The sequence below is a fragment of the Archangium gephyra genome (assembly GCF_042230915.1).
GTDB classification, from domain to species: domain Bacteria; phylum Myxococcota; class Myxococcia; order Myxococcales; family Myxococcaceae; genus Archangium; species Archangium gephyra_B.
Genome location: NZ_CP102578.1, coordinates 7,506,760 through 7,527,866 on the forward strand (window position 1 = coordinate 7,506,760; position 21,107 = coordinate 7,527,866).

Sequence of the window (21,107 nt, forward strand, 5' to 3'; positions counted from 1 at the left end):
AGCGGAGCCGGTGAGCGGACATGAGCGTTCAGAACCAGGCAGTACGCACGATGTGGCTGGTATCACTGCTGGCGTGTGTGTTGGCGGCCTGCGGTGGGGCTCCAGCGGTCAACGCGGGCTCGGACCCTGACGGATCGGTCGAGTCGCCTCGGGACTCCGGAACGACACTGCCGGAAACGGACGCGGGCAACGTCGCGGACGCAGGCACGGGCACCGGCTCCGATGATGCGGGGACCGTCGATTCCGGCACGTGCCCTGGCTCGGACACCTGCTCGGGCGCGGACGCGGGCACGGGCACCGGCTCGGACGCGGGCATCGAGACGGGCGCGGACGCGGGCATCGAGACGGGCGCGGACGCGGGCATCGAGACGGACGGGGGCACCGGCTCGGGGAGCGACGCGGGCACCGAGACGGACGCGGGCACCGAGACGGACGCGGGCACGGGCACGGGGAGCGACGCGGGCACGGGCTCCGGCACGGACGCGGGCTCCGCGCCGCTGACCGCGAACCCGGGTGGGGAGAAGATCATCTGCGCGAGCCAGTCCGTCTCCATCGGCCTGCCGGCGAGTGGCGGCGTGCCTCCCTATGCGTATGCATGGAGCGCGAGCCCCGTGTGCACGGGCTGCTTCGACAGTGCCTCCGTGGCCTCGCCCACCGTGACGCCGCCTGTCACCACCACCTTCACCCAGACGGTCACCGATGCCCTGTCGCAGACGGCCTCCGCGGACACGGTGGTCACCGTGCTCCCGAGCCCGGGCAAGGCCGGCCCGGACGTGTCTCTCGACCCGGGCGCCTCCACCGTCATCGGGCCCCCGCCGGTCTCCGGTGCCACCTACGCATGGTCCTGCAACCGAGCGGATTGCGCGCTCTCGGGCACCAACGTGGCGCAGCCCGTGGCGGGTCCCACGCGCACCACGACCTATACGCTCGCGGCCACCAACGGGCCGGGCTGCACCGAGACCAGCACCCTCACTGCCCAGGTCAACCTCAAGGCGGACACCGTGCCGCGAGACGGAGAGACGGCCTTCCCGCTGACCTCGGCGCTGCTCGTCCAGTTCGACCAGCCCATCGCCCCGGCCACCCTCACCTCCTCCACGGTGCGGGTCGAGGATGCCCTCAGCGGCACTCCGGTGACGGTGAACCTCAGCTACGACGCGGCCAAGCGGCAGCTCTGGGTGAAGCTCCCCGCGGGCGCCAGCTACACCGCCAACACGGACTACACCCTCACGCTCAAGGGAGGGGCGTCGGGCATTGCCTCGGATGACGCCATCCAGCCCAGTCTGTTCCCCTCGGACGTGCAGGTGGACTTCACCACGGACAACGCGCCGGACACCACGGCTCCGAGCATCGCCTTCAGGAGTCCGGCGAGCGGGGCCACGGGCGTGGCCAGCAACACCTCCATCGTGGTGGCCTTCAGCGAGGCAGTGAATCCCGCGACGGTGACGGGCTCCCAGTTCACGCTCTCCAGCGCGGGCGGGCCCGTGACGGGCACGGTGAGCTACGACGCGGCCAGTTGGACGGCCACGTTCACCCCGTCGGCCGTGCTGGCCTCCTCCACCGCCTACACGGTGTCGCTCGCGAACATCCAGGACCTCTCCGGCCTCTCCATCGTCCCGGTGAGCTGGAGCTTCACCACGGGCACGGCGCCGGACGCCACGCCGCCCACGGTGACGGCGGTGAGCCCGGCGAACGGAGCCACGGCCGTGGCCTCCTCGGAACCCATCCTGGTGACGTTCAGCGAGAACGTGGACATCACGAGCCTCACGGGCCTGCGGCTGCTCCAGGTCTCCAATGGCACGTCCGTGTCGGGCGGCGTCAGCTACAACACCACCACCCGCGTGGCCACCTTCACGCCCACGGTGCTGCTCGGCTCGCTGACCACCTACGAGGTGAACGTGAGCGGGGTGAAGGACCTGGCGGGCAACGCCATGACGGCGCCCTTCACGTCGCGCTTCACCACCCGGCGCACGCTCTTCGCGGACAACTTCGAGAGCGGCGTGGGCGCGTGGAACCTGCCGGCACCCGCCACGGGAGCGGCCTGGAGCCTCACCACCGCCAACTTCCACAGCTCGAACCACAGCCTCACCGACAGCGCGGGCGGCAAGTACACGGCCAACGTGGTGAGCCATGCCGAGCTGGCGGCGCCGCTGAACGTCTCGGGCCTCACGTCGGTGTCGGTGCAGTTCTGGATGAAGGCGCGCACGGAGCGCAACAAGGACTTCGTCTACGTGGACGTGAGCCTCGACGGAGGCGCCTGGACGGCGCTCACGGCCAAGCCCTACACGGGCAACCTGTCGTGGGCGGTGCGCTCGCTGAACCTGCCGCTCTCGGGCCGCTCGACGCTGCGCATCCGCTTCCGCTTCGAGTCCAACAACACCAAGCACTTCGACGGCGTGTACGTGGACGACATCATCATCCAGTCGCCCTGACGTCCGGGGCCGGGCCGCTGCCCTCCAGCGGCCGGCCCGACTCCAGCTATGGTGGACCTCCCCCCTCGAAACTGGTGGGAGAATACGTACCTGAAGGTCACCGGCGCTTGCAGTTGCGCCAACGACGACGCCTGCGGCTACGGCTCGGCCTGCACCTGCACCGCGAGCACCTCCGGGTATGTGACCGTCTGCGCGTCCAGCAACGGGGCCTCGTCCGCGTCCTGGAACTACACGGTGTCCAGCGCGGAGCCCTGAACCGGTGAATCCCCCCGGCGGCGTCCCCAGGCCCCGCCCCCCTGTCACATCCGGGGCCCCCCTCACTCCACCCTGGTGCCGGGTTTGACGCCCGGTCCCAGCCCTGGAGTGAATGCGATGAAGAAGGAGTTGATTGTCCGTGCCTGGAAGGACCCTTCGTTCCGCGCCAGCCTCTCGGCCGAGGAGCGTGCCTCCCTCCCCGAGTCTCCCTCGGGCAAGGCGTTGACCGAGCTCGACGAGAGCGCGTTGCTCGGAATCACCGGTGGAAGGGCCGTGGCCCTGGAGCCCTCCACGGGGTGTACCGACGCCGTGCCGACGTGCGGCATCGTCTTGTGCCGCCCCGACGAGGTCGCCTGACCCTTTCCCCGGACCCCAGGTGACCTCCATGCAAGCCATTGCTCCCGTTTTCCCCTGGAAGAAGGCAACGTTCCTCCACGAGCGGGCCCTCGCCAGCAACGACAACCCGTCCGCGGGGAGCGAGCCGGTGCTCCAGGAAGCCGAGCGCCGTGCGAACGCCTGGCGGCAGCTCATGTCGGGAGACGACGCGACGCTCGACGAGCGGCTGAAGAGCGTCGGGCTCGATCGGGAGGCCTTCCTGCGAATCCTCGCCCGGGCGGAGAGCACCCAGGAAGGCCCCGGGGACAGTGGCTCCTGGGTGTCCCTCATCGAGGAGGTCATCGAGCAGCGGCACGCCGGAGAGCCGCTGCCTCCCTCGCTCCAACCTCCCGCCCGTCCGGGGGAGCCCGGGCTGGCGTTCTCCGGCTTCCTCCAGCCCTTCATCCGGCTCGCCGCCGCGAGGCTGCGCACCGTCACCGCCGCGCTGCAGGCCCGCTATGGCCTGGAGCTTCCCCTGCTGTCGTCCGAGGCCGAGGCCTCGCTGCTCGAGAGCCTGGCGCGGCGGCTCCAGTCCCTGTCCACCCGCACCCTCATCCTCGAGCTCAACGTGGCCCGGGTGATGGATGAGCTGCCCGGCGAGACGCCCCAGGAGCGCTTCCACCACTTCTCCACCGTGCGTCTCCGGGAGCCGCGGGTGCTCATGGCCCTGCTGGAGGAATACCCCGTGCTCGCCCGGCTGCTGGCCACCAGCACCGAGCGGTGGATCGCCGTGAGCCTGGAGCTGCTCGAGCGCGTCGCCAGTGAGCGCGAGCAGCTCAGCCAGAGCTTCCTCGGCGGGCGGGACATCGGCTCCCTGGCCGGCCTCCAGTCGGGCGTCTCGGACCTGCACCGCGAGGGCCGCAGCGTGGTGCTGCTGCGGTTCAGCTCCGGCCTGCGGCTCGTCTACAAGCCGAAGTCGCTCGCGGTGGACGTCCGCTTCCAGCAACTGCTCCAGGCGCTGAACCTCTGGGGCGCGCGCCACCCGCACCGCGTGCTCACCGTGCTGGACCGCGGCACCCATGGCTGGGTCGAGTACGTGGAGGCCTCGGGCTGTGACTCGCGCGAGGCCCTCCAGCGTTTCTACTGGCGGCAGGGCAGCTCGCTGGCCCTGCTCCACCTGCTGTCGGCCGTGGACTTCCATCTGGAGAACCTCATCGCCGCGGGCGAGTACCCCGTGCTCGTGGACCTGGAGGCGCTCTTCCACCAGCGGCTCGCGGTGGACATGGGGGACTCGGCGAGGCAGCGCGCCTGGGCCGAGCTGGATCGCTCCATCATCTCGGTGGGCATGCTGCCCATGCTCATCTTCGGCCGCTCGGGCCGCGCGGGCGTGGACATGAGCGGGCTGGGGGGAGAGGCCGGGCAGCTCTCGCCCCAGGCCGTGCCCATGGTGGAGGACGCCTTCAGCGACACCATGCGCATGGTGCGCCGCCAGGGCCGCACCTCGGGCTCGCACAACCGCCCCCAGCTCCAGGGCCAGCCCGTGGACGCCACCGACTTCACCGAGGACATCGTCCAGGGCTTCGAGGAGACGTACCGGCTGCTGCGGCAGAACCGGGACGCGCTCGACACCCGCCTCCAGGTCTTCGCCGACGTGGAGGTGCGCCACATCGTGCGCGCCACCCAGCGCTATGCCCTCCTGTTGCAGGAGAGCGTCCACCCCGACTTCCTGCGCGAGGGCCTGGAGCGCGACAAGGTGCTGGACAACCTCTGGGCCGAGGCCTCACTGGTGCCCGCGCTGCGGCGGCTCGTCCCCTCGGAGCATGCGGACCTGCGGCTCGGGGACGTGCCCCTCTTCACCACGCGCCCCGGCCAGCGCCACCTGTGGAGCAGCACCGGCGAGTGCATCCGTGACTACTTCGCGCACGACAGCCTGTCCGAGGTGCGCGAGCGGCTCGCGCGCATGGACGAGCGGGGTTGTGCTTGGCAGGGCTCCCTCATCCGCAAGTCGATGGTCTCCATCGACAAGGGCCGGGGCAGCGCGCGTCTCGACGCCCGCCCCCCACGTCCCCCTTCCCTGCCGCCCGCCTCGCGCGAGGACTGCCTCGCCGCCGCCGTCTCCCTCGGCGAGGAGCTCGCGGCCAAGGCCATCCGCGGCAAGACGGATGTGACCTGGATTGGCATGAGCCTGGAGGACCTGGGGCAGTGGCGCTGGAGCCTCTCGCCCCTGGGGTCGGACGTGTACGAGGGCGTCGGTGGGCTCACCCTCTTCTTCGCGTACCTCGCCCGGGAGACGGGACGCGCGGACTTCGAGCAGCTCGCCCGCGCCGGCCTGGAGACCGTCCGGGACGCCTGGCGCAACCCCGACCCGAACGACGCGGGCGTGGGGGCCTACGTCGGCCGGACCTCCTCCGCGTACGTGCTCGTCCACCTGGCCGCGCTGTGGAACCAGCCGGAGCTGCTGGACGAGGTCATCACCGGACTCCCCGCGCTCGAGCCCCTCATCGATGCCGACACCCGGTTGGATCTGCTCAGCGGCTCCGCGGGCTGCGCGCTCGTCCTGCTCGGGCTCCACGCGCGGACCGGGGACTCGCGGCTGCTGGAAGCGGCGCGGCGGTGTGGCGAGCGGCTCCTCGTCACCGCCCAGCCGTGTCCGGAGGGCGGCGTGGGCTGGAAGGGTCCGGCGGGACTGCGGCCCCTGTCGGGCTTCTCCCACGGCGCGGCGGGCATCGCCTACGCGCTGCTGGAGTTGGCCTCCGCCACGGGTGACACGCGCTACCGGGATCTCGCGGAGCAGGCGCTCACCTACGAGCGGGCGCTCTTCGTGCCGGAGCGCGGCAACTGGAAAGATCTCCGCGAGCCCGAGTCCTCCGCCGAGGGCGCCAGCACCGGCTTCATGGTGACGTGGTGCCATGGCGCACCGGGCATCGCGCTCGGCAGGCTGTGCTCGCTGCGGCACATGGATGGAGGGGAGATTCGCGCGGAGCTCGACACGGCGCTCGACACCACCCTGCGCGAGGGCTTCAGCGGCAGCCACTGCCTGTGCCATGGAGACCTGGGCAACGTGGAGCCGCTGTACCTGGCGGGCGAGGTGCTCGGCGAGCCGCGGTGGAGCCACATCGCCCGGGAGCGCGCGGCCCACATCCTCCACCAGGGCCGTACGCGCGGCTGGCTGTGCGGACTGCCCCGGGGTACGGAGACCCCGGGACTGCTGATGGGACTGGCCGGGATCGGCTACGGCCTGCTGCGGCTGGCGTCACCGGAGCGCGTGCCCTCGGTGCTCACCCTGGCCATGCCCTGAGTCAGCGCCGCGACGCCGCGAGGACGCGCAGGAAGGTCAGGCTCCGGCGCAGCCACCGCACCGGGGCCGACACCAGACGCCCCAGCGCCCACTGGCGGCGCGGTGCCCAGCGCCTGTCCAGCAGCGACTCCAGCGCCGGGCCCGTGCCCACCAGCACCGCCGGCTGCATCCGCGCGGCCACGTACTGGCAGAACAGCTCCTGCTTCGGCGTCTCCATGGACACCAGCACCAGGTGCGGACGCGTCAGGGCCATGCGCTCGATCAGCCGATCCACCCACGGGCCCCGCCCGTCCTCGGACCCACCCGCTGCGGCCACGCCCACCGAGAGCAGGCCATACCTGTCCCTCAGCGCGCACGCGGTCCACTCGGCCAGCCCCGGCTGATCCGCCACCACGAGCACGCGCCAGGCCCGCGTGCGGGCCAACCTGGCCAGCGCGGGCAACCACCGCTCGCCCTGCTCCTGCAACGGCGCTCCGATCACCCGCGCCGCACGCACCAGCGCCGCGCCGCCCGCCAGCGACAGCTCCGCCGTGGCGAGCGCCTCGCGCAGGGACGCGTCCGCCTCGGCCCGGACGATCTGCTCCACGCCCGGCGTGAGAATGTGTCCACCCTGGCCACCGGCCACGAGCCGCTCGATACACGCGAGCACCTCGTCGAGGCGCCCCATGTCCAGCGGAACGTGGCCGATGCGCACACGCGGGAAGGCCCGTCCGGGCTCCCGCTCGAACTTCCTCGGTGCTGGAAGCGCGAGACTCCCTGGTGGCGTCTCCAGCCCGACAACCCCAATCATCACCCGCCTCCTCCTGGCGCCCTCAGTGGGCTCGGACAGTGGTGTCACGCACCACGATCTGCCAGGGGGGTCTGACGGTTTGATGACCGGGGACTGACGACGGAGTCACATCCGTCCCCGGTTTTTTCCGTTGCCCTAGAGATCCGGAGGAGGCCGGACACCCAGGTGACACGCGCGCAACGCCAGCTGGGTCCGGTTCTCCGCTCCCAGCTTGCGGTACAGCTGTGTCACGTGCGACTTCACGGTCCGCTCGGCGATCTGCAGGTGCGCGGCGATCTTCAGGTTGTCCGCGCCTCCGGCCACGTACTGCAGCACCTCGCGCTCCCGCTGCGTGAGGGTGAGCAACACGCTCGCCGTGGCGGCCGCCACCGGTGGATGCTCGAAGTCATTGCGCAGCAGCTGCACCGGGAAGAGCTTCTCCCCGCGCACCAGTGCGTTGACCGCCGTGCACACCGCGTTCGTCGTCAGGCTCTGCCGGAAGAGGTAGCCCGAGGCCCCCTCGTCGAAGCACTGGGAAACGAAGTCCTGTGCATGCGCCGAGGACAGCACGAGCATCCGCACCTCCAGCCGGCGCTTGCGCGCCTCACGCAGGAGGTTCAGCCCGTCCGTGGCCGAGCACCCCATGTCCGCGTTGCCTTCCGGCTCCACGTCCAGAATGGCCACCTGAGGCGGATCCGTCCCGATGCCGTCCAGGAGGGTCCTCACGTCCCGGGTCACCCACAGGACCTGAACACCTTCTCCCTTCAGCCCATCGGCCAGTCCCTGCCAGGCCGCCCACGGTCCTTCCAACAATCCAACCCGCACTTCTGTCTGATTCGTTGCCATGCGAAGGCCCCCCAGCCGTCATGGCGTACACATACTGCTCGAGACGCACTGCACCGGTCCTATCAACACCCGCGGCTCCTGATGTGGGTCGGGCTGATTCTTCGCAAGGGTGTTCGTCCTACCGGCCAGCACCTTCCACAACCTGTTGACGCTTTGCGCTCTCCCGAGTCGCACCTCCGACGTCTAGTGGAAAGATTCGACCCATCATTACCACCGGTTCACCCACCGTGCGACCGGGGCTTCCCACGAATGTCCATCGGATTGGCATCCGTCCAGTCGCGATCCACGCCAATTTGCCGCTGACTGTGCACGGGCATACCGATAACCCCTGGAACTGTCGGGTGGTGTTCGATTCCAGGGTCCACGGGCGGATGGCCCGGAGGACAGGGAGCGGCCTTCGGAGGCGCCTTGTGCGGCGGCATCGCCGCTCTACCCTGAGTGTAGGGGCCGCACTCCAGGGTGGGTACGGCCCGAACCCAAGGAGGGACATGTCATGGCGGATCTTCCAGTGCGTCGAGGAAGCGGCTCGCCCGTTGGACGGTGGACGCGAGGGTTGGATCCCTTCGAGCGGATGAAGGAGTTGATGGGGTTCGATCCGTTCGAGCAGATGGGCCGGATGGTGAGCGGTGGTGAGGCCCCGTTGGGCTTCATTCCGGCCTTCGAGGTGAAGGAGACGAAGGACGCCTACATCTTCAAGGCGGACCTGCCGGGGGTGAAGGAGGGAGACCTGGACATCACGCTCACGGGTGACCGGCTCACCATCAGCGGCAAGCGGGAGACGGAGAAGGAGGAGGACTCGGACCGCTTCTACGCCTACGAGCGGAGCTACGGCTCCTTCAGCCGCTCGTTCACGCTGCCCGAGGGCGTGGACCCGAACAACGTCAACGCGGAGCTGAAGGACGGCGTGCTCAACCTGCGGTTGCCCAAGCAGCCCGAGATGCAGCCCAAGCGCATCCAGGTGAGCACCACGGACAAGCAGGGCAAGGTGAAGGCCTGAGCCCGCGGGAAGAGAAACGAGGGGGCCCGGACGCGGGGGGTTGGAGTCAGCTCCAGCCCCCTTCGTCATTCCAGGCGTCTCGGCGGCTCAGATGGTGCGCTGCCACAGCTCGCGCATGTCGGCGGGCAGCTGGCCGATGACGTCCTCGATCTCCCCCTCGGAGACCTGATCCCTCACCGCGGTGAAGACGGCGCGGATCTTCCGCTCGGCCTCCAGGGAGTCCACGTCCAGGTCCTCCGACACCATCTGGATGAAGCCCTCCTTGCCGAACTTGCTGGCCGGCTTGCCCAGGTGACGCTCGCAGCGGATGAGCAGATCCTGCAGCTTGCCAGGCAGCTGGGCCTCCAGGTGCGCGGCCTCCTCGCCGAAGAGCCGCTGCTCCAGCACGCAGAGCACCGAGACCGCGGCGCGCTCCGCCTCTTCCTCGTTCATGGAGCCGAGGACCATGAGGTTGCGCAGGAAGGCCTTGTAGGTCTGGTTGCGCCGGGTCTCACTGCGCTGCTCGCGCCGCGTCTGCAGGTCCACCCCCGACAGCCGCCGCGACTGGCCCTCCGTGCCCTGCGACTCCTGGTTGATGTTCGTCCCGTTCCGATCCGTGTCCGCCATGGTGCTCCTCCCTCGGGCTGATAGGGGTTCCCTCTGACCTTGACCACGCCCGCGCAAGGCGTGCAGCGGGGGCGGCGCCATCAGGAGTGAGCCCTGGCCCCCGCCCGGGCGGACCTGCGGGCGCGTTCCGGCTAATCTCCCGGGCGAATGGATTCCGCCCCCTCTCCGAGCCTCGAGGTCGCCACGCCCGAGCGGGTCTCCCTCTCGTTGCCGGTGGCGGGCATCGGCTACCGGTGCCTCGCCTACCTGGCCGATCTCTTCCTGCTCTTCCTCTTCTGGGTCGTCGCCTACTTCACCTTCACGCTGCTGGTGAGCGACGTGCTCGGCTTCTTCCAGGGCTTGTCCGGCCTGATGCAGACGCTGCTGGTGGTGGGGGTGTTCGCCACGCAGTGGGTGTACTGGACGGCGGCCGAGCTGCTCATGGGAGGGCAGACGCCGGGCAAGCGCCTCGTCGGCATCCGGGTGGTGCGCGTGGACGGCTCGCCGGTGGGCGCGCTGGAGAGCGCGGTGCGCAACCTGGTGCGCATCGTGGACTTCCTTCCGCTCTTCTACGCCGCTGGCCTCCTCAGCGTGCTGCTGACGCGCCAGCACCGGCGGCTGGGAGATGTGCTCGCCGGCACGCTGCTGGTGCGCGAGGAGCGCATCGACCTGGACAAGTACACCGCCACCCCGGCCCCGCCCGGGGCCCTGCCCGCCTCCACGCACGCCGAGCGGCTCACGTCAGAGGACATGGAGCTCATCCTCTCCTTCCTGGCCCGGGCGCCGGAGCTGGAGCCGGAGGCCCGGAAGCGGCTGGGGACGAAGCTGGTGGAGCGCTACGGGGGGCTCGACGAGGCGGGGCGCGCCACCGTGCTGGCCTCGTTGCAGAGCACCGAGGCCTTCCTGCGGGCCCGTGTCCAGACGGAGCGCTGAGTGGCCACGCCCCTGCCCGCCTTCGTCACCCGCCGCCGTCCCGACTGGGAGGCCCTGAAGGAGTTGCTCGCCCGGCAGCGCGCGGGCACCCTGCGGCTGGGGGAGCTGCACACGCTCGATGTCCTCTACCGCCGGGCGGCGGCGGACCTGGCGCACGCGCAGACCTTCTACGCGGGCACGGACGTGCACCGCTTCCTCAACCAACTGTGCGGCCAGGCCTACGGTGCCATCTACCAGCCACCGCGCGAGCGGCTGGCCTCCACCCTGGCCTTCTTCCGCCACGACTTCCCCCGCACCCTGCGCGCCAACGGGGCCTTCGTGGCCGCCAGCGCGGGGCTCTTCTTGCTGGGCATCCTGCTGGGGGCGGTGGTGGTGCTGCTGGAGCCGCGCGGCGCGGAGCTGCTCGTCCCCGAGAACCTGCGCGGCTTCATCGCCCGCGGGGAGATGTGGACGGATGGCATCCTCACGGTGTCGCCGCCCAACGCGGTGGCCTCGGGCATCGCCACCAACAACCTCACGGTGACCATCGTCACCTTCGCCTCCGGCATCCTGCTGGGGCTGGGAACGGTGTTCGTGCTCATCAACAACGGCGTGCACCTGGGCTCGGTGGCCGCCCTGTGCGTGCACGAGGGCATGGGCGCGAAGCTCTTCGACTTCATCGCCGCACACGGGCCGGTGGAGCTGTCCATCATCGTCATCGCCGGAGGCGCGGGGCTCATGGTGGGCCAGGCCCTCATCGACCCCGGCGAGCTGCCCCGGGGACAGGCCCTGGCGCTGCGGGGGCGCGAGGCCGTGAAGCTGGTGCTCGGCTGCGCGCCCTTCCTCGCCCTCATCGCCGTGGTGGAGGGCTTCGTGTCCCCCGGCGACTTCTTCCCCACGTGGGTGAAGGCCACGCTGGGACTCGCGCTGGGGGCCTTCTTCTGGCTCTATCTGCTGCGCGCCGGCGGCAGCGGGGCCAGGGCCGGCGCGGCCTCCTGACGCAGGGAGGTGAGGACGGGCCTCTCACGCTCGTCCACCTCCAGGCGGAAGACGTCGGGCCGGGCGTAGTGGCCGCACGGATCGAAGTCGAGCCGCGCCCGCGTCAGCATTCCGAGGTCCAGGTCCGCCGTCAGCACGCCCTCCTCGCCCCAGAGAGGACCGGCGAGCACCTCGCCAAACGGGGAGATGATGACGCTGCCGCCCCGGGACAGGACGTGGGGAGCGTCCGCGGGCAGGGGCTCCTCGCGCAGAACCTCCTCCGGGTACATGTCGCGGGTGACGAACTGGTTGCACCCGAGCACGAAGCACCGGCCCTCGGAGCCGATGTGGCGCATCGTCGCCTGCCACGTGTCGCGGTTGTCGGCGGTCGGGGCGAGGTAGAGGTCCACGCCCTTGGCGTACATCGCCGTCCGGGCGAGCGGCATGTAGTTCTCCCAGCAGATGAGCCCGCCGAGCCGGCCAAAAGGTGTCTCCACCGTGGAGAGCGTGCTTCCATCGCCCTCGCCCCAGATGAGCCGCTCGGAGCCGGTGGGCTTGAGCTTGCGGTGCTTCGCGAGCAGCGCGCCATCCGGCCCGAAGTAGAGCAGCGTGCAGTAGAGCGTGCCGCGCGTGAGGGAATCGCGCTCGATGACGCCGATGGCGAGGTAGACGCCGTGCTCGCGGGCGATGCCGCCGAGGTAATCCGTGGCCGGGCCGGGGATCTCCACGGACTGCTCGTTGTAGAGCTGCCAGAGGCGGCGGCCGTTCTCGGTGCGGCTGCCCACGAGGAAGCCGAAGCCGAGCCCCCGGGGATAGGCGGGGATGAAGGCCTCGGGGAAGAGCACGAGGCGCGCCCCGGTGCGGGCGGCACGGGCGGTCCACGAGGCGACGCGCTCGAGCGAGGCGTCTCGGTTGAAGAGCACGGGAGCGGCCTGGACGACCGCGACACGGACCTGCTGGGCTTGCGACATGCGGCGCACCATAGGCCAACGGAGGGCCCGTCAGGAACACGCGGCGTTTCGCGTCTGATTTCGCATGACGGATGAAGCAGCCGTCCCGTTCGTCTAACGGCTCAGGATGCTGGCTTTTCATTCCAGCGATGAGGGTTCGATTCCCTCACGGGATGCCACCGCTTCAACCAGACATATAGGGACGTAGCTCAAGGGTAGAGCACCTGCCTGATAAGCGGGAGACGGCAGTTCGAGTCTGCTCGTCCCTACTTCCGCCGGTTCCATACGCAGACACGCGTGTAGCTCAACAGCAGAGCACCGGTTCGACACGCCGGAGATCAGGGTGCGACTCCCTGCTCGCGTAATTCGGGGTCATCGTCCAACAGGAAGATGCCGCCATCGCAAGTGAGAAAATTGGGCTGGCCGCCGGGGCGGAATCGGGCTTTGCACGCCTGATGTGCCGGGTTCGACTCCCGGCCGGTCCATTCGGCATCGGGAGTCGTGCCAAAGTGGGAGCCACATGAAGCGATTGATCATGTTGGGTCTGCTGGGGCTGAGCACGTGCAAGCAGGAACTCCCGCCGGTGGAGGAGAACCCGAGCACCTGCCCGATTCCGGGAAACGGCCTCGGGTCCGCCCCGTCAACCGCGCGGACACCGGTGGAGAGCACCGCGCTCACGCGCCGCCTCCTCGGGCCAGACGAGGAAGGCCGCGAGCCGGTGCTGGTGCGCTTCCGCCAGCACACCGGTGTGCAAGCCGCCTCGGCCCCCCTGCTCCGCCAGGCCCTGGTGGAGCGAATGGGTGGCCAGGTGAAGTACCACTGGCGCGGCCTGAGCATGCTCGCCGCTCGCCTGTCCCCGCTGGCCCGCGAGGCACTCGCCCACGAGCCGGAAATCCTCTCCATCGAGCCAGACCACCCCGTCCACGCGCTCGGCCTCACCAGCCCCCATCCCAGCGGCTCCCCCGGGGAGTACACCGAGGGAGTGAAGCGGGTGCAGGCTCCCGAGGTGTGGGATGCCAACGGGGATGGACTCCTCGACCCTGGCGCTCCCACGGGCGAGGGCCTCAAGGTGTGCGTCATCGACAGTGGCATCGACGACCGGCACCCGGAGTTGAGGGGGCCGTACCTCCCGGGCCAGGGCCTCGGGAAGGACTTCATCGACGGCGATGACGACCCGAAGGATCAGGACGAGAACGGCGTCTGGGGCGGAGGCCATGGCACCCACGTGGCGGGGATCATCGCCGCGCAGCTCGGAATGGGCGGCTGGGTGGACCCCACGGACAGCACCCTCCACCCCAACGGCGTGGTGGGCGTGGCGCCCGGTGTCACCCTCCTCGTCGCGAGGGTTCTCGACACGCAGGGCAACGGCGCCATGTCGGATGTCATCGAGGCCCTGGGCTGGTGCCAGCAGCAGGGCGCGCGTATCGCATCGCTCTCGCTGGGCTCGACCCAGGCGGGCGCCGCGGACAAGGACGCCTTCGACGCGGCCTGGGCCGCGGGCATGCTCTCCATCTCGGCCATGGGCAACGCGGGGAACGACGACCCGGACAACCCCCCGCCAGAGGTCTACCCGGCCGCCTACGCCAGCGTCCTCGCCGTGGGCGCGGTGGACTCCGAGGACCAGCACCCCAGCTTCTCCCAGCTGGGCGAGCACCTGAGCCTGGTGGCACCCGGCGTGGGCGTGCTCTCCACCACCCTCGTGGGCGACGCCTTCTCCGAGGTGGAGGCCGAGGGCGAGCTGTACAGCTCCCGGGGACTCGCGTACGCCGGGCGCGGGCAGTACACGGGCACGCTCCTCGACTGCGGACAGGCCGCCAGCGCCAGCTCCTGCCCGGAGACCGCCTGTGACGGCTTCGTCGCCTTCGTGGAGCGAGGCACCCTCCCCTTCGCGGACAAGGTGAGGAACGTGCAGGCCCAGGGCGCCCGCGCCGTCATCATCGCCAACAACGATCCGGCCGCGGCCGAGGGCTCGTTCACCCTGGGGAACCCGGGAGACTGGCCCCCCGTGGTCTCGGTGTCCCAGGTGACGGCGAGGGCCCTCGTGGGGCGGCTCGGTAGGCCCGTCCGGGTGGAGCTGAAGGGCTCGGATTACGCCCGCCGCAGCGGCACCTCCATCGCCGTGCCCCATGTCTCCGCCGCCGCCGCGCTGCTGTGGAGCGCCCGCCCCGGCCTCACCCGCACCCAGGTGCGCGACTTCCTCGAGCGCTCCGCGAAGGAGCTCGGGCCTCCAGGCCGCGATCCGGCGTTCGGCTTCGGACTGGTGCAGGCCCGGGCGGCGCTGGAGCTGATGGCGAAGGAGCTCCCTTGAACGGCGAACGGCCGGAAGGCGTGGGGCGCCCTCCAGCCGTCTGCTCACGTCAGCAACGGACGCCGCTTACGGAGGCGCCTGGAGGCACCGGCCGTCAGCCAACCCCACGCTGCCGTTGTTGGTGTACATCGGGCTCGGCTTCGGCGACTGGTACGGATCGGAGTACTCGCCGTTGGGGCAGCGCCCGCTCGACGAATTGCAGCGCGAATAGCCACTCTTGTAGAAGCCGTAGTGCAGGTGGCACCCGCTGGAGTTGCCGGTGGTGCCCACGTAGCCGATGACGGTCTGCGTGTTGACGGACTGCCCGCTCGAGACGAGCACCTGGGACATGTGCGCGTAGCGGGTCTTCAGGCCGTTGCCGTGGTCCACATCCACCCGGAGGCCGTAGCTGGTGTCGCCGCTGTTGTACACGTAGGCCGTGCCGCTGGCGGACGGGTAGAGCTTGTAGCCGCAGTCGTCATAGTACGTCCCACAACCCGAGTCGGACCGGTTGAAGTCGATGGCGTAGTAGTCGTCGTTGCAGTTGCCGTGGGCGAGGTTGCCCCAGAACGAGCCGGCGGCGCCCGCCTTCCACCAGGTCCCCACGTAGAAGGGCAGGTTGAGCTGGATGGGCGTGTTGGGCGCGATGGAGCCGCTGTCGCTCCCCGTCCAGGAGGTGCAGGAGCCCATCGCCGAGACGTTGTTGACCTCCATGGACTGCACGGGCTGCAGCTCCTTCAGGGGGGCGGCCAGCGCCTCGAGGTCCTGGGCGGGACGGGGCTCACCCTGGCTGGCACGATCCTCGGCCAGGGACCGGAGCTGATCGAGGATGGGCAGTGCCGCCTCCAGCTTCCGCGTCTCCACGGGCAGGATGGTGGCGAGCAGGATCTTCCCATCCTCCCAGGGCAAGGCGACCTCCAGCGCGGAGTACTGCCCCTGCTGGATCCTGTAGGCGAGGCCGGTGCGCCCGGCGAGGTTGTACTGGGCCAGGTTCTCCAAGGTCGCCTGACCCATGGGCTCGCCGTTGAGCTCCGCCAGCCGCCGCTGGACCCACTGCCCCACCGGGCTGCCATCCTCCGGAACGACGGTCGTGATGTCGACCTTGACCGTATCGTCCGTCAGGCTGTGGGAGCTGTGATCCGGCCGGGTGTTCTCCACCTGGGAGACGTCATAGTTGGCGATCGTCAGCACCCCCACGCCGATCCGGCCCGTGGGAACCACGGCGAACCAGCCCGCCGGCAGATCCACGACGACATCGTTCAGCTCGCTGATGACCGTGGCCTGACCCGCGACGAGGGACGGCCCCTTCGCGTCAGCCTCCACCGCGGTCTCGGGCTCCTCGAGCGCACCCGGGCTGCAGCCCGGCGCCATCAGCGCGCCCGACAAGAGCAAGCCGCACATGGACAGAAGACCGTTTCTATTCCTGCGCATGAGAGATCGATGTGTCGCCATACAGGGCACCATGGGGGCTACGGGGGGGGCAGAGAGATTTCTCTCTCTCTCTTCAAGAAGAAGGGCCCGGATATCCCCGCATCCCAAGAAAATAATTAAAACCGGAATTTCCGCCCCATCAGGCCCAGAAGGCCAGCAGGGCGCCCGCGGCGGTGGCCACCACGTTGACGGTGTCGTTGCCCAGCCAGGAGAAGCCCCGCAGGGGCCGGGCGGAGCGGCCGCACCGGTGCACCCGGCGCTCGGTCTCCCGGGCACAGGCGTCGCACCAGCGCACGTCCTGCACCGTGGCGCCCAGGAAGCTGTCCACCAGCGAGCCCACCACGCCCGCCAGCACGAGCCAGGGGATGAGTGCCACCGGCGCCCCCGCGAGCACGGCCACCCCACCGACGAAGGCGGCACCCGCGGTGGAGGCCAGCAGCCCGGCTCCCGACACGGCGCCGGACGTCCCGGGCGGCACCTGCCGCAGCGTGGTGACCAGCCTCGGTGGCGAGCGCGAGAGCACGCCCAGCTCCGTGGCCCAGGTGTCCGCGTTGGCGGCGACCAGCGCCCCCAGCATGGCCAGCGAGTAGCGCGCGTCTCCGGTGACGGCCAGCAGCACCGCCGCCAGCGCCGCCACGCCCCCATTGGCCAGGGCCTGCCCCAGATCTCTCGTACCCGTCTTGGCGTACTCCTCCTCCACGCCAGCCTTCCGGGCGCGGAACGTCTTGGAGAGCGCGCTCGAGGAGATGAAGAAGCCGAGCAGCGCCGCGGCCCCCACGGCCCCCGCCAGCCCGAAGACGGGCGTGCCGACGAGGATCGCCCCCAGCACGCCGCTCGGGCTCAGCGAGCCCCGCGCCCAGGACAGCATGCCGATGGCCAGGGCGATGCCCGCTCCCACGCCCAGCCCCCAGGCGTGCACGGGCGGCACCAGGTAGAGGACGGCCCCGGCGGCCAGCGGCACCCAGAGGTTGTCCCGGCCCTTGATACCGAGCGCCTCGGCGCAGGTGGCCACCACGGCGCACAGCACGGCCAGCGGCACCCGCGGCATCTCCGGCGCGAGGCCCGGCATCCACGTCAGCACGGCCAGCACGGCCACGAAGGTGCCGGCGCACATGGCCAGCGAGCCCTCCAGGCTCTTGTGCTCTCCCCCGAGCGTCTCGTAGCGGTGGCGCCCAAAGCGCCGGCCCACCAGCGACGCCAGCGCATCTCCCACGGCCATGGCCATGACGCCCCCCGCCGCCGCCGCCGGCTTGTCCCACGCCAGCCACACCAGGAGCGAGTAGGCGACCGGGAACCAGACCGTGCCCAGGTTGTCGGGCTCGGCCTCCACCGACTTCAGCAGCCGTTTGCGATGGATGTACGCGTTGGCCACCGCCGCCGTCGCCGACGGCACCACCGCCAGCGCCCGGCTCTCGAAGAGCCCCAGCGTGCCGAAGATCCAGAAGCCCACCCCCACGTGGATGATCTTCCGCGCCACCTCTCGTGACGCCCCCAGCCGCAGGGCCAGCTCCCCCGCGGCCACGCACATTCCGACATACCCGTAGGACCAGAGAAGCGCCTGGATGTCCTGGCTCATGGGCCCCGATTGTAGTCAGCCCTCGAACAGCCCCCCAAGGCCAGGAATCCCCACCAGCGATTGCCTCTCAAAACACAAGCCCGAAATGCGGGACTGGGGCCAAAAGCCCCGGGGGGGATTCACAAGGAAACATCATCCGGGTCATCATCTGCTCTCGACTCAACACCGTCGACTCTCCCCACACCCCTCCTGACCCGCAAGTGCGCCCGCGCGCCACGAGGCGTGTGCCCCCAACAGGTTCCGAAGTCCCGCAGTCTCCGAAGCAGAGGTACGGCTCCATCCCCACCGGGTGACCATGTCTCAGAAGAAGAAGTGGATGTTCTTGGGTGTGACGACAGTCGCTGGGCTCGCCGCGTGCGCGCCGCAGGCCGTCACCGCGTACAACAACTGGAAGCAGGAGCGCCGCAACGCGCTCATCGCCAAGACGGAGCAGGCCATCGCCCAGGGGCTGGATCACATCCCCTGGATGGACAGCCTGCGGTCCGAGCACGAGGAGGAGGAGAACGAGGGCCTCACCTCGTCCGGGGAAGAGAACGAGGAGGAGGAGAAGGACGACGCCGCGCTCCGCCGGCTCGCCAACCTCGCCGAGATCGGCCCTCGTAGCCCCGAGTACCACCAGCAGTTGCTGCGGATCGCCGCCGCCGAGGCCCGTAAGTGGAACGGCCTGGCCGGTGACGCCGCCATGCGCGCGAGTGGTGATGGCAGCGCCATCTCGCCGACGCCCGCGGGCACCGCGGCCTGGACGAACCTCGGCCCGGCCACGGCGCGCTCCTCGTACAACGGCACCTACTACAAGTCGATCGACTCCGGCCGTCTGACCAAGATCCGCGTCAAGCCGGGCGATGCGAAGACGGTCTACATCGCCACGGCCGGCGGCGGCGTGTGGAAGACCTCCAACTTCAGCCAGTACCCCACCTGGAAGCCCATCACCGACGGGCTCGGCTCGCTCGCCGTGGGCGCGTTGGATCTCGATCCGAACGACGGCAAGACGGTCTGGATCGGCCTGGGTGACGCGTTCGATCAGCAGGGCGGCGGCCTGGTGAAGTCCACCGACGAGGGGAAGACCTGGGGCGAGCCCATCCTCCTCTCCGCGACGCACCCGGTGGACGGCCAGCCGACGATCACCAACAACGTGCGCGACATCCGCATCGATCCGGCCAACGTCAACAACATCCTCGTGGCCACCAACGACGGCTTCTACCGCTCGACCGATGGCGGCGCGACCTTCAACTTCATGGACCTGCCGAACACCGCGGCCACCGGTCCGGTCCGCGAGGCCACCTGGAGCCTCGTGTACCTGGGCAAAGGCACGGACGGCGCGTCGCAGTGGCTGGTGAGCGGTGCGTACGCCTGCCCCGGCGGCCAGCCTCCCCACCCCGCTTCCGGCACGCAGAACCGGCTGCTGAGCACCGACAAGTGCGCCTCTAACCCCGCCGTGGGCAACTACGGTGACATCTGGAAGAGCACCGACTCCGGCGCCACCTGGGTCTCCTCCCGCGCCAGCGGCATCCTGCCCGCCACCGTGACCGGCTCGGGCGCCACCGACATCAGCCACATCCACCTGTCCGGCAGCGGCACGGCGGACCCCGCGGCCACCGTCGTCTACGCCATTGGTGGCTCGCTCAACGACGCCGCCTCGGCGACCAACGCGGTGCTCAAGAGCGTGAATGGAGGCAACACCTGGACGGTGGTGGCCACCAAGAGCACGCCCCTCACCAACCCCACCACCCCCGGCACCAACTGCACCACGATGGACGTGGGCCATGACCAGAGCTGGTACAACCTGGCCATCGCCGCGGATCCGGCGGACCCCAACCGGGTGCTCGTCGGCGGCAACCTCTGCGGCGCCCGCTCCTCCGACGGTGGCGCCACGTGGCAGAACATGGGCCACTGGCTGCCCCAGGGCGGTGGCGGCCTCACGGCCGATGGCTTCCTGCCGTACGTGCACGCGGACTGGCACACGGCCACCGTCGTGCGCGTGGGCAGCAGCTACATGGCGCTCGTCGGCACCGACGGCGGCCTGTCCGTCTCCCGCGACGTGTTCGACGCCCCCACCGGCGCCCAGGTCAACTGGGACCACCCCAACATCGGCCTCGTGACGCAGCTCCCCTACTCGGTGGGCAGCGGCGATCCCGTCTACGGCAACGCCAGCGTCGTCTTCTCCGGCCTGCAGGACAACGGCACGCGCTTCCGCCTCCTCGAGGACGAGACCTTCATCGCCGATTACGATCTGCAGAACTGGGATCAGATCCGCGGCGGTGACGGCATCGGCACGGCGGTGACCCGCGACTCGCGCGGCCAGAACCCCGTCTATTGGATCTCCGTCCAGAGCCAGTGGCTCTACTGCCAGCCGCGCCTGCGCGACTGCAGCCGCGCCTCGCGCATCGAGGGCGGCGTGGAGACCCCCAACTACACGCGCGTCACCGTCGCGCTGCCCTCCGGTGACAGCTACCCGTTCTTCATCCGCTACAGCCCCACGTACGACGCGCAGGGCTCGGTCGTCGCGCCCTCCTCGCTCAACCTGTGGAGGATCAGCATCGATCCGGTGTCCGATCGCCCGTCGGCCGCGCGGCTGACGCCCAGTGGCATCGTCGTGGCCGGCGCGACCCGCGGCCCCCGTGGCCTCGGCGTCAGCGCCTCGCCGCACGTGTACACCGTGGACGGCGTGCCGGCGCGCATCTACGGCCTGCCGCTGAGCAGCGGCGCCTCGGCCCTGCTGGTGGACAAGGGCAGCACCGTCTCGCTGCGCGGCGGCGCCACCATCCTCCAGGTGCCCAACGGCTCGGGCGGGTTCGACCAGCTCGGCTTCATCCAGTCGGTGTCCATCCCGCGCAAGCCGGAGAGCCTGGGCGGCACGGACATCACCAAGACCTGGCTGGTGTCCACCGTGGCGAGCGCCAACCTCGCCGGTGGCCCCATCCCCGACTCGGTGGGCCACCTCTTCAAGACCAACGACGGGGGCGCCACCTGGGTGCCCTTCCACGGCAACGGCACAGGCTTCGATCTGCCCAACGTGCCGGTGTGGGTGGTGCGCTTCGACCCGGGCGATCCGACGGACTCCACCGTCTACGCGGGCACCGAGCTGGGGCTCTACCGCTCCACCGACGGCGGCAACACCTGGGCCCGCTACGGCGTGGGCCTGCCGCAGGTGCGCGTCTATGACCTGAGCATCGCCTCCAACGGCAGCCTGCTGCGCGTGGCCACCTACGGCCGCGGCGTGTGGGAGATCCACCCGAAGAGCGAGCCGAGCGCCACCGCGGGCACCGGCGACTGGGATGGCAACGGCGTCGTCGACTACTTCGACCTGGCCGCCATGGCCGGCCGCCTCGGCACCACGCCGGCCACCAGCACCAACCTGCGTTACGACAACACGCTGGACCTGACCAGCAGCCCCACCACCATCGAAGAAGCCGATCTGAGCGCGCTGCTCGGCAAGTTCGGGAGCACGCCATGACCCGAGTCCACACCTCTCAAGCGAA

Annotated in this window: 15 protein-coding genes and 4 tRNA genes; 13 read left to right on the forward strand and 6 right to left on the reverse strand. The window is 70.2% G+C overall.

What is annotated here, in order from left to right:
* The first annotated feature begins 20 nt into the window (after positions 1-20).
* From NR798_RS29215 to NR798_RS29230, 4 genes are all read left to right on the forward strand, one after another.
* On the forward strand, positions 21-2,429 hold the full coding sequence (locus tag NR798_RS29215) for an Ig-like domain-containing protein (protein ID WP_375765794.1): 2,409 nt from the start codon (positions 21-23) through the stop codon (positions 2,427-2,429).
* A gap of 48 nt (positions 2,430-2,477) precedes the next feature.
* Complete coding sequence (locus NR798_RS29220; protein WP_375765795.1) at positions 2,478-2,684, forward strand: hypothetical protein; 207 nt, start codon at positions 2,478-2,480, stop codon at positions 2,682-2,684.
* Positions 2,685-2,801: 117 nt separating this feature from the next.
* On the forward strand, positions 2,802-3,041 hold the full coding sequence (locus NR798_RS29225) for a mersacidin/lichenicidin family type 2 lantibiotic (protein ID WP_375765796.1): 240 nt from the start codon (positions 2,802-2,804) through the stop codon (positions 3,039-3,041).
* A 28-nt stretch (positions 3,042-3,069) separates the two neighbouring features.
* Positions 3,070-6,297: a type 2 lanthipeptide synthetase LanM family protein gene (locus NR798_RS29230; RefSeq protein ID WP_375765797.1), complete on the forward strand. Its 3,228-nt coding sequence runs from the start codon at positions 3,070-3,072 to the stop codon at positions 6,295-6,297.
* Position 6,298: 1 nt separating this feature from the next.
* On the opposite strand, the gene NR798_RS29235 is transcribed toward NR798_RS29230, so the two are convergent.
* Together NR798_RS29235 and NR798_RS29240 are read right to left on the reverse strand one after the other, a co-directional pair.
* Positions 6,299-7,087, reverse strand: a complete 789-nt coding sequence (locus tag NR798_RS29235; RefSeq protein ID WP_375765798.1) for a WecB/TagA/CpsF family glycosyltransferase — start codon at positions 7,085-7,087, stop codon at positions 6,299-6,301.
* Between the two features lie 135 nt (positions 7,088-7,222).
* Positions 7,223-7,912 (reverse strand): LuxR C-terminal-related transcriptional regulator, encoded by a 690-nt coding sequence (locus NR798_RS29240; RefSeq protein ID WP_375765799.1) that lies wholly within the window; start codon positions 7,910-7,912, stop codon positions 7,223-7,225.
* Between the two features lie 493 nt (positions 7,913-8,405).
* Here NR798_RS29240 and NR798_RS29245 point away from each other — a divergent pair, with 493 nt between their 5' ends.
* On the forward strand, positions 8,406-8,909 hold the full coding sequence (locus NR798_RS29245; RefSeq protein WP_375765800.1) for an Hsp20/alpha crystallin family protein: 504 nt from the start codon (positions 8,406-8,408) through the stop codon (positions 8,907-8,909).
* 87 nt (positions 8,910-8,996) lie between these two features.
* Here NR798_RS29245 and NR798_RS29250 read toward each other — a convergent pair whose 3' ends face one another.
* Positions 8,997-9,515, reverse strand: coding sequence for a DUF2267 domain-containing protein (locus NR798_RS29250; RefSeq protein WP_375765801.1), 519 nt, complete (start codon positions 9,513-9,515; stop codon positions 8,997-8,999).
* Positions 9,516-9,662: 147 nt separating this feature from the next.
* Between NR798_RS29250 and NR798_RS29255 the strand changes: the two genes are divergently transcribed.
* Positions 9,663-10,427 carry an RDD family protein gene (locus tag NR798_RS29255; protein ID WP_375765802.1) on the forward strand — a complete coding sequence of 255 codons (765 nt, stop codon included), beginning with the start codon at positions 9,663-9,665 and terminating at the stop codon, positions 10,425-10,427.
* Positions 10,428-11,405: a stage II sporulation protein M gene (locus tag NR798_RS29260; RefSeq protein ID WP_375765803.1), complete on the forward strand. Its 978-nt coding sequence runs from the start codon at positions 10,428-10,430 to the stop codon at positions 11,403-11,405.
* Here the strand turns inward: NR798_RS29260 and NR798_RS29265 are convergent.
* Positions 11,354-12,355 carry a carbon-nitrogen hydrolase family protein gene (locus NR798_RS29265; RefSeq protein WP_375765804.1) on the reverse strand — a complete coding sequence of 334 codons (1,002 nt, stop codon included), beginning with the start codon at positions 12,353-12,355 and terminating at the stop codon, positions 11,354-11,356. The two genes, NR798_RS29260 and NR798_RS29265, sit on opposite strands and share 52 nt — an antisense overlap.
* Before the next feature lie 82 nt (positions 12,356-12,437).
* On the opposite strand from NR798_RS29265, the gene NR798_RS29270 reads away from it, so the two are divergent.
* From NR798_RS29270 to NR798_RS29290, 5 genes are all read left to right on the forward strand, one after another.
* Positions 12,438-12,513 (forward strand) — tRNA-Glu (locus NR798_RS29270).
* A 19-nt stretch (positions 12,514-12,532) separates the two neighbouring features.
* Positions 12,533-12,603 (forward strand) — tRNA-Ile (locus NR798_RS29275).
* 24 nt (positions 12,604-12,627) lie between these two features.
* Positions 12,628-12,698, forward strand: a tRNA-Val gene (locus NR798_RS29280).
* A 4-nt stretch (positions 12,699-12,702) separates the two neighbouring features.
* Positions 12,703-12,819, forward strand: a tRNA-Ala gene (locus NR798_RS29285).
* A 35-nt stretch (positions 12,820-12,854) separates the two neighbouring features.
* Positions 12,855-14,642, forward strand: a complete 1,788-nt coding sequence (locus NR798_RS29290; protein WP_375765805.1) for a S8 family serine peptidase — start codon at positions 12,855-12,857, stop codon at positions 14,640-14,642.
* 66 nt (positions 14,643-14,708) lie between these two features.
* Here the strand turns inward: NR798_RS29290 and NR798_RS29295 are convergent, their stop codons facing one another.
* Together NR798_RS29295 and NR798_RS29300 are read right to left on the reverse strand one after the other, a co-directional pair.
* Positions 14,709-16,022, reverse strand: a complete 1,314-nt coding sequence (locus NR798_RS29295; protein WP_375765806.1) for a M23 family metallopeptidase — start codon at positions 16,020-16,022, stop codon at positions 14,709-14,711.
* Between the two features lie 169 nt (positions 16,023-16,191).
* Entirely contained in the window at positions 16,192-17,628 is a 1,437-nt protein-coding gene (locus tag NR798_RS29300) for a DUF92 domain-containing protein (RefSeq protein ID WP_375765807.1), read from the reverse strand.
* A gap of 295 nt (positions 17,629-17,923) precedes the next feature.
* On the opposite strand from NR798_RS29300, the gene NR798_RS29305 reads away from it, so the two are divergent.
* Complete coding sequence (locus NR798_RS29305) at positions 17,924-21,082, forward strand: WD40/YVTN/BNR-like repeat-containing protein (protein ID WP_375765808.1); 3,159 nt, start codon at positions 17,924-17,926, stop codon at positions 21,080-21,082.
* The last annotated feature ends 25 nt before the right edge of the window (positions 21,083-21,107 follow it).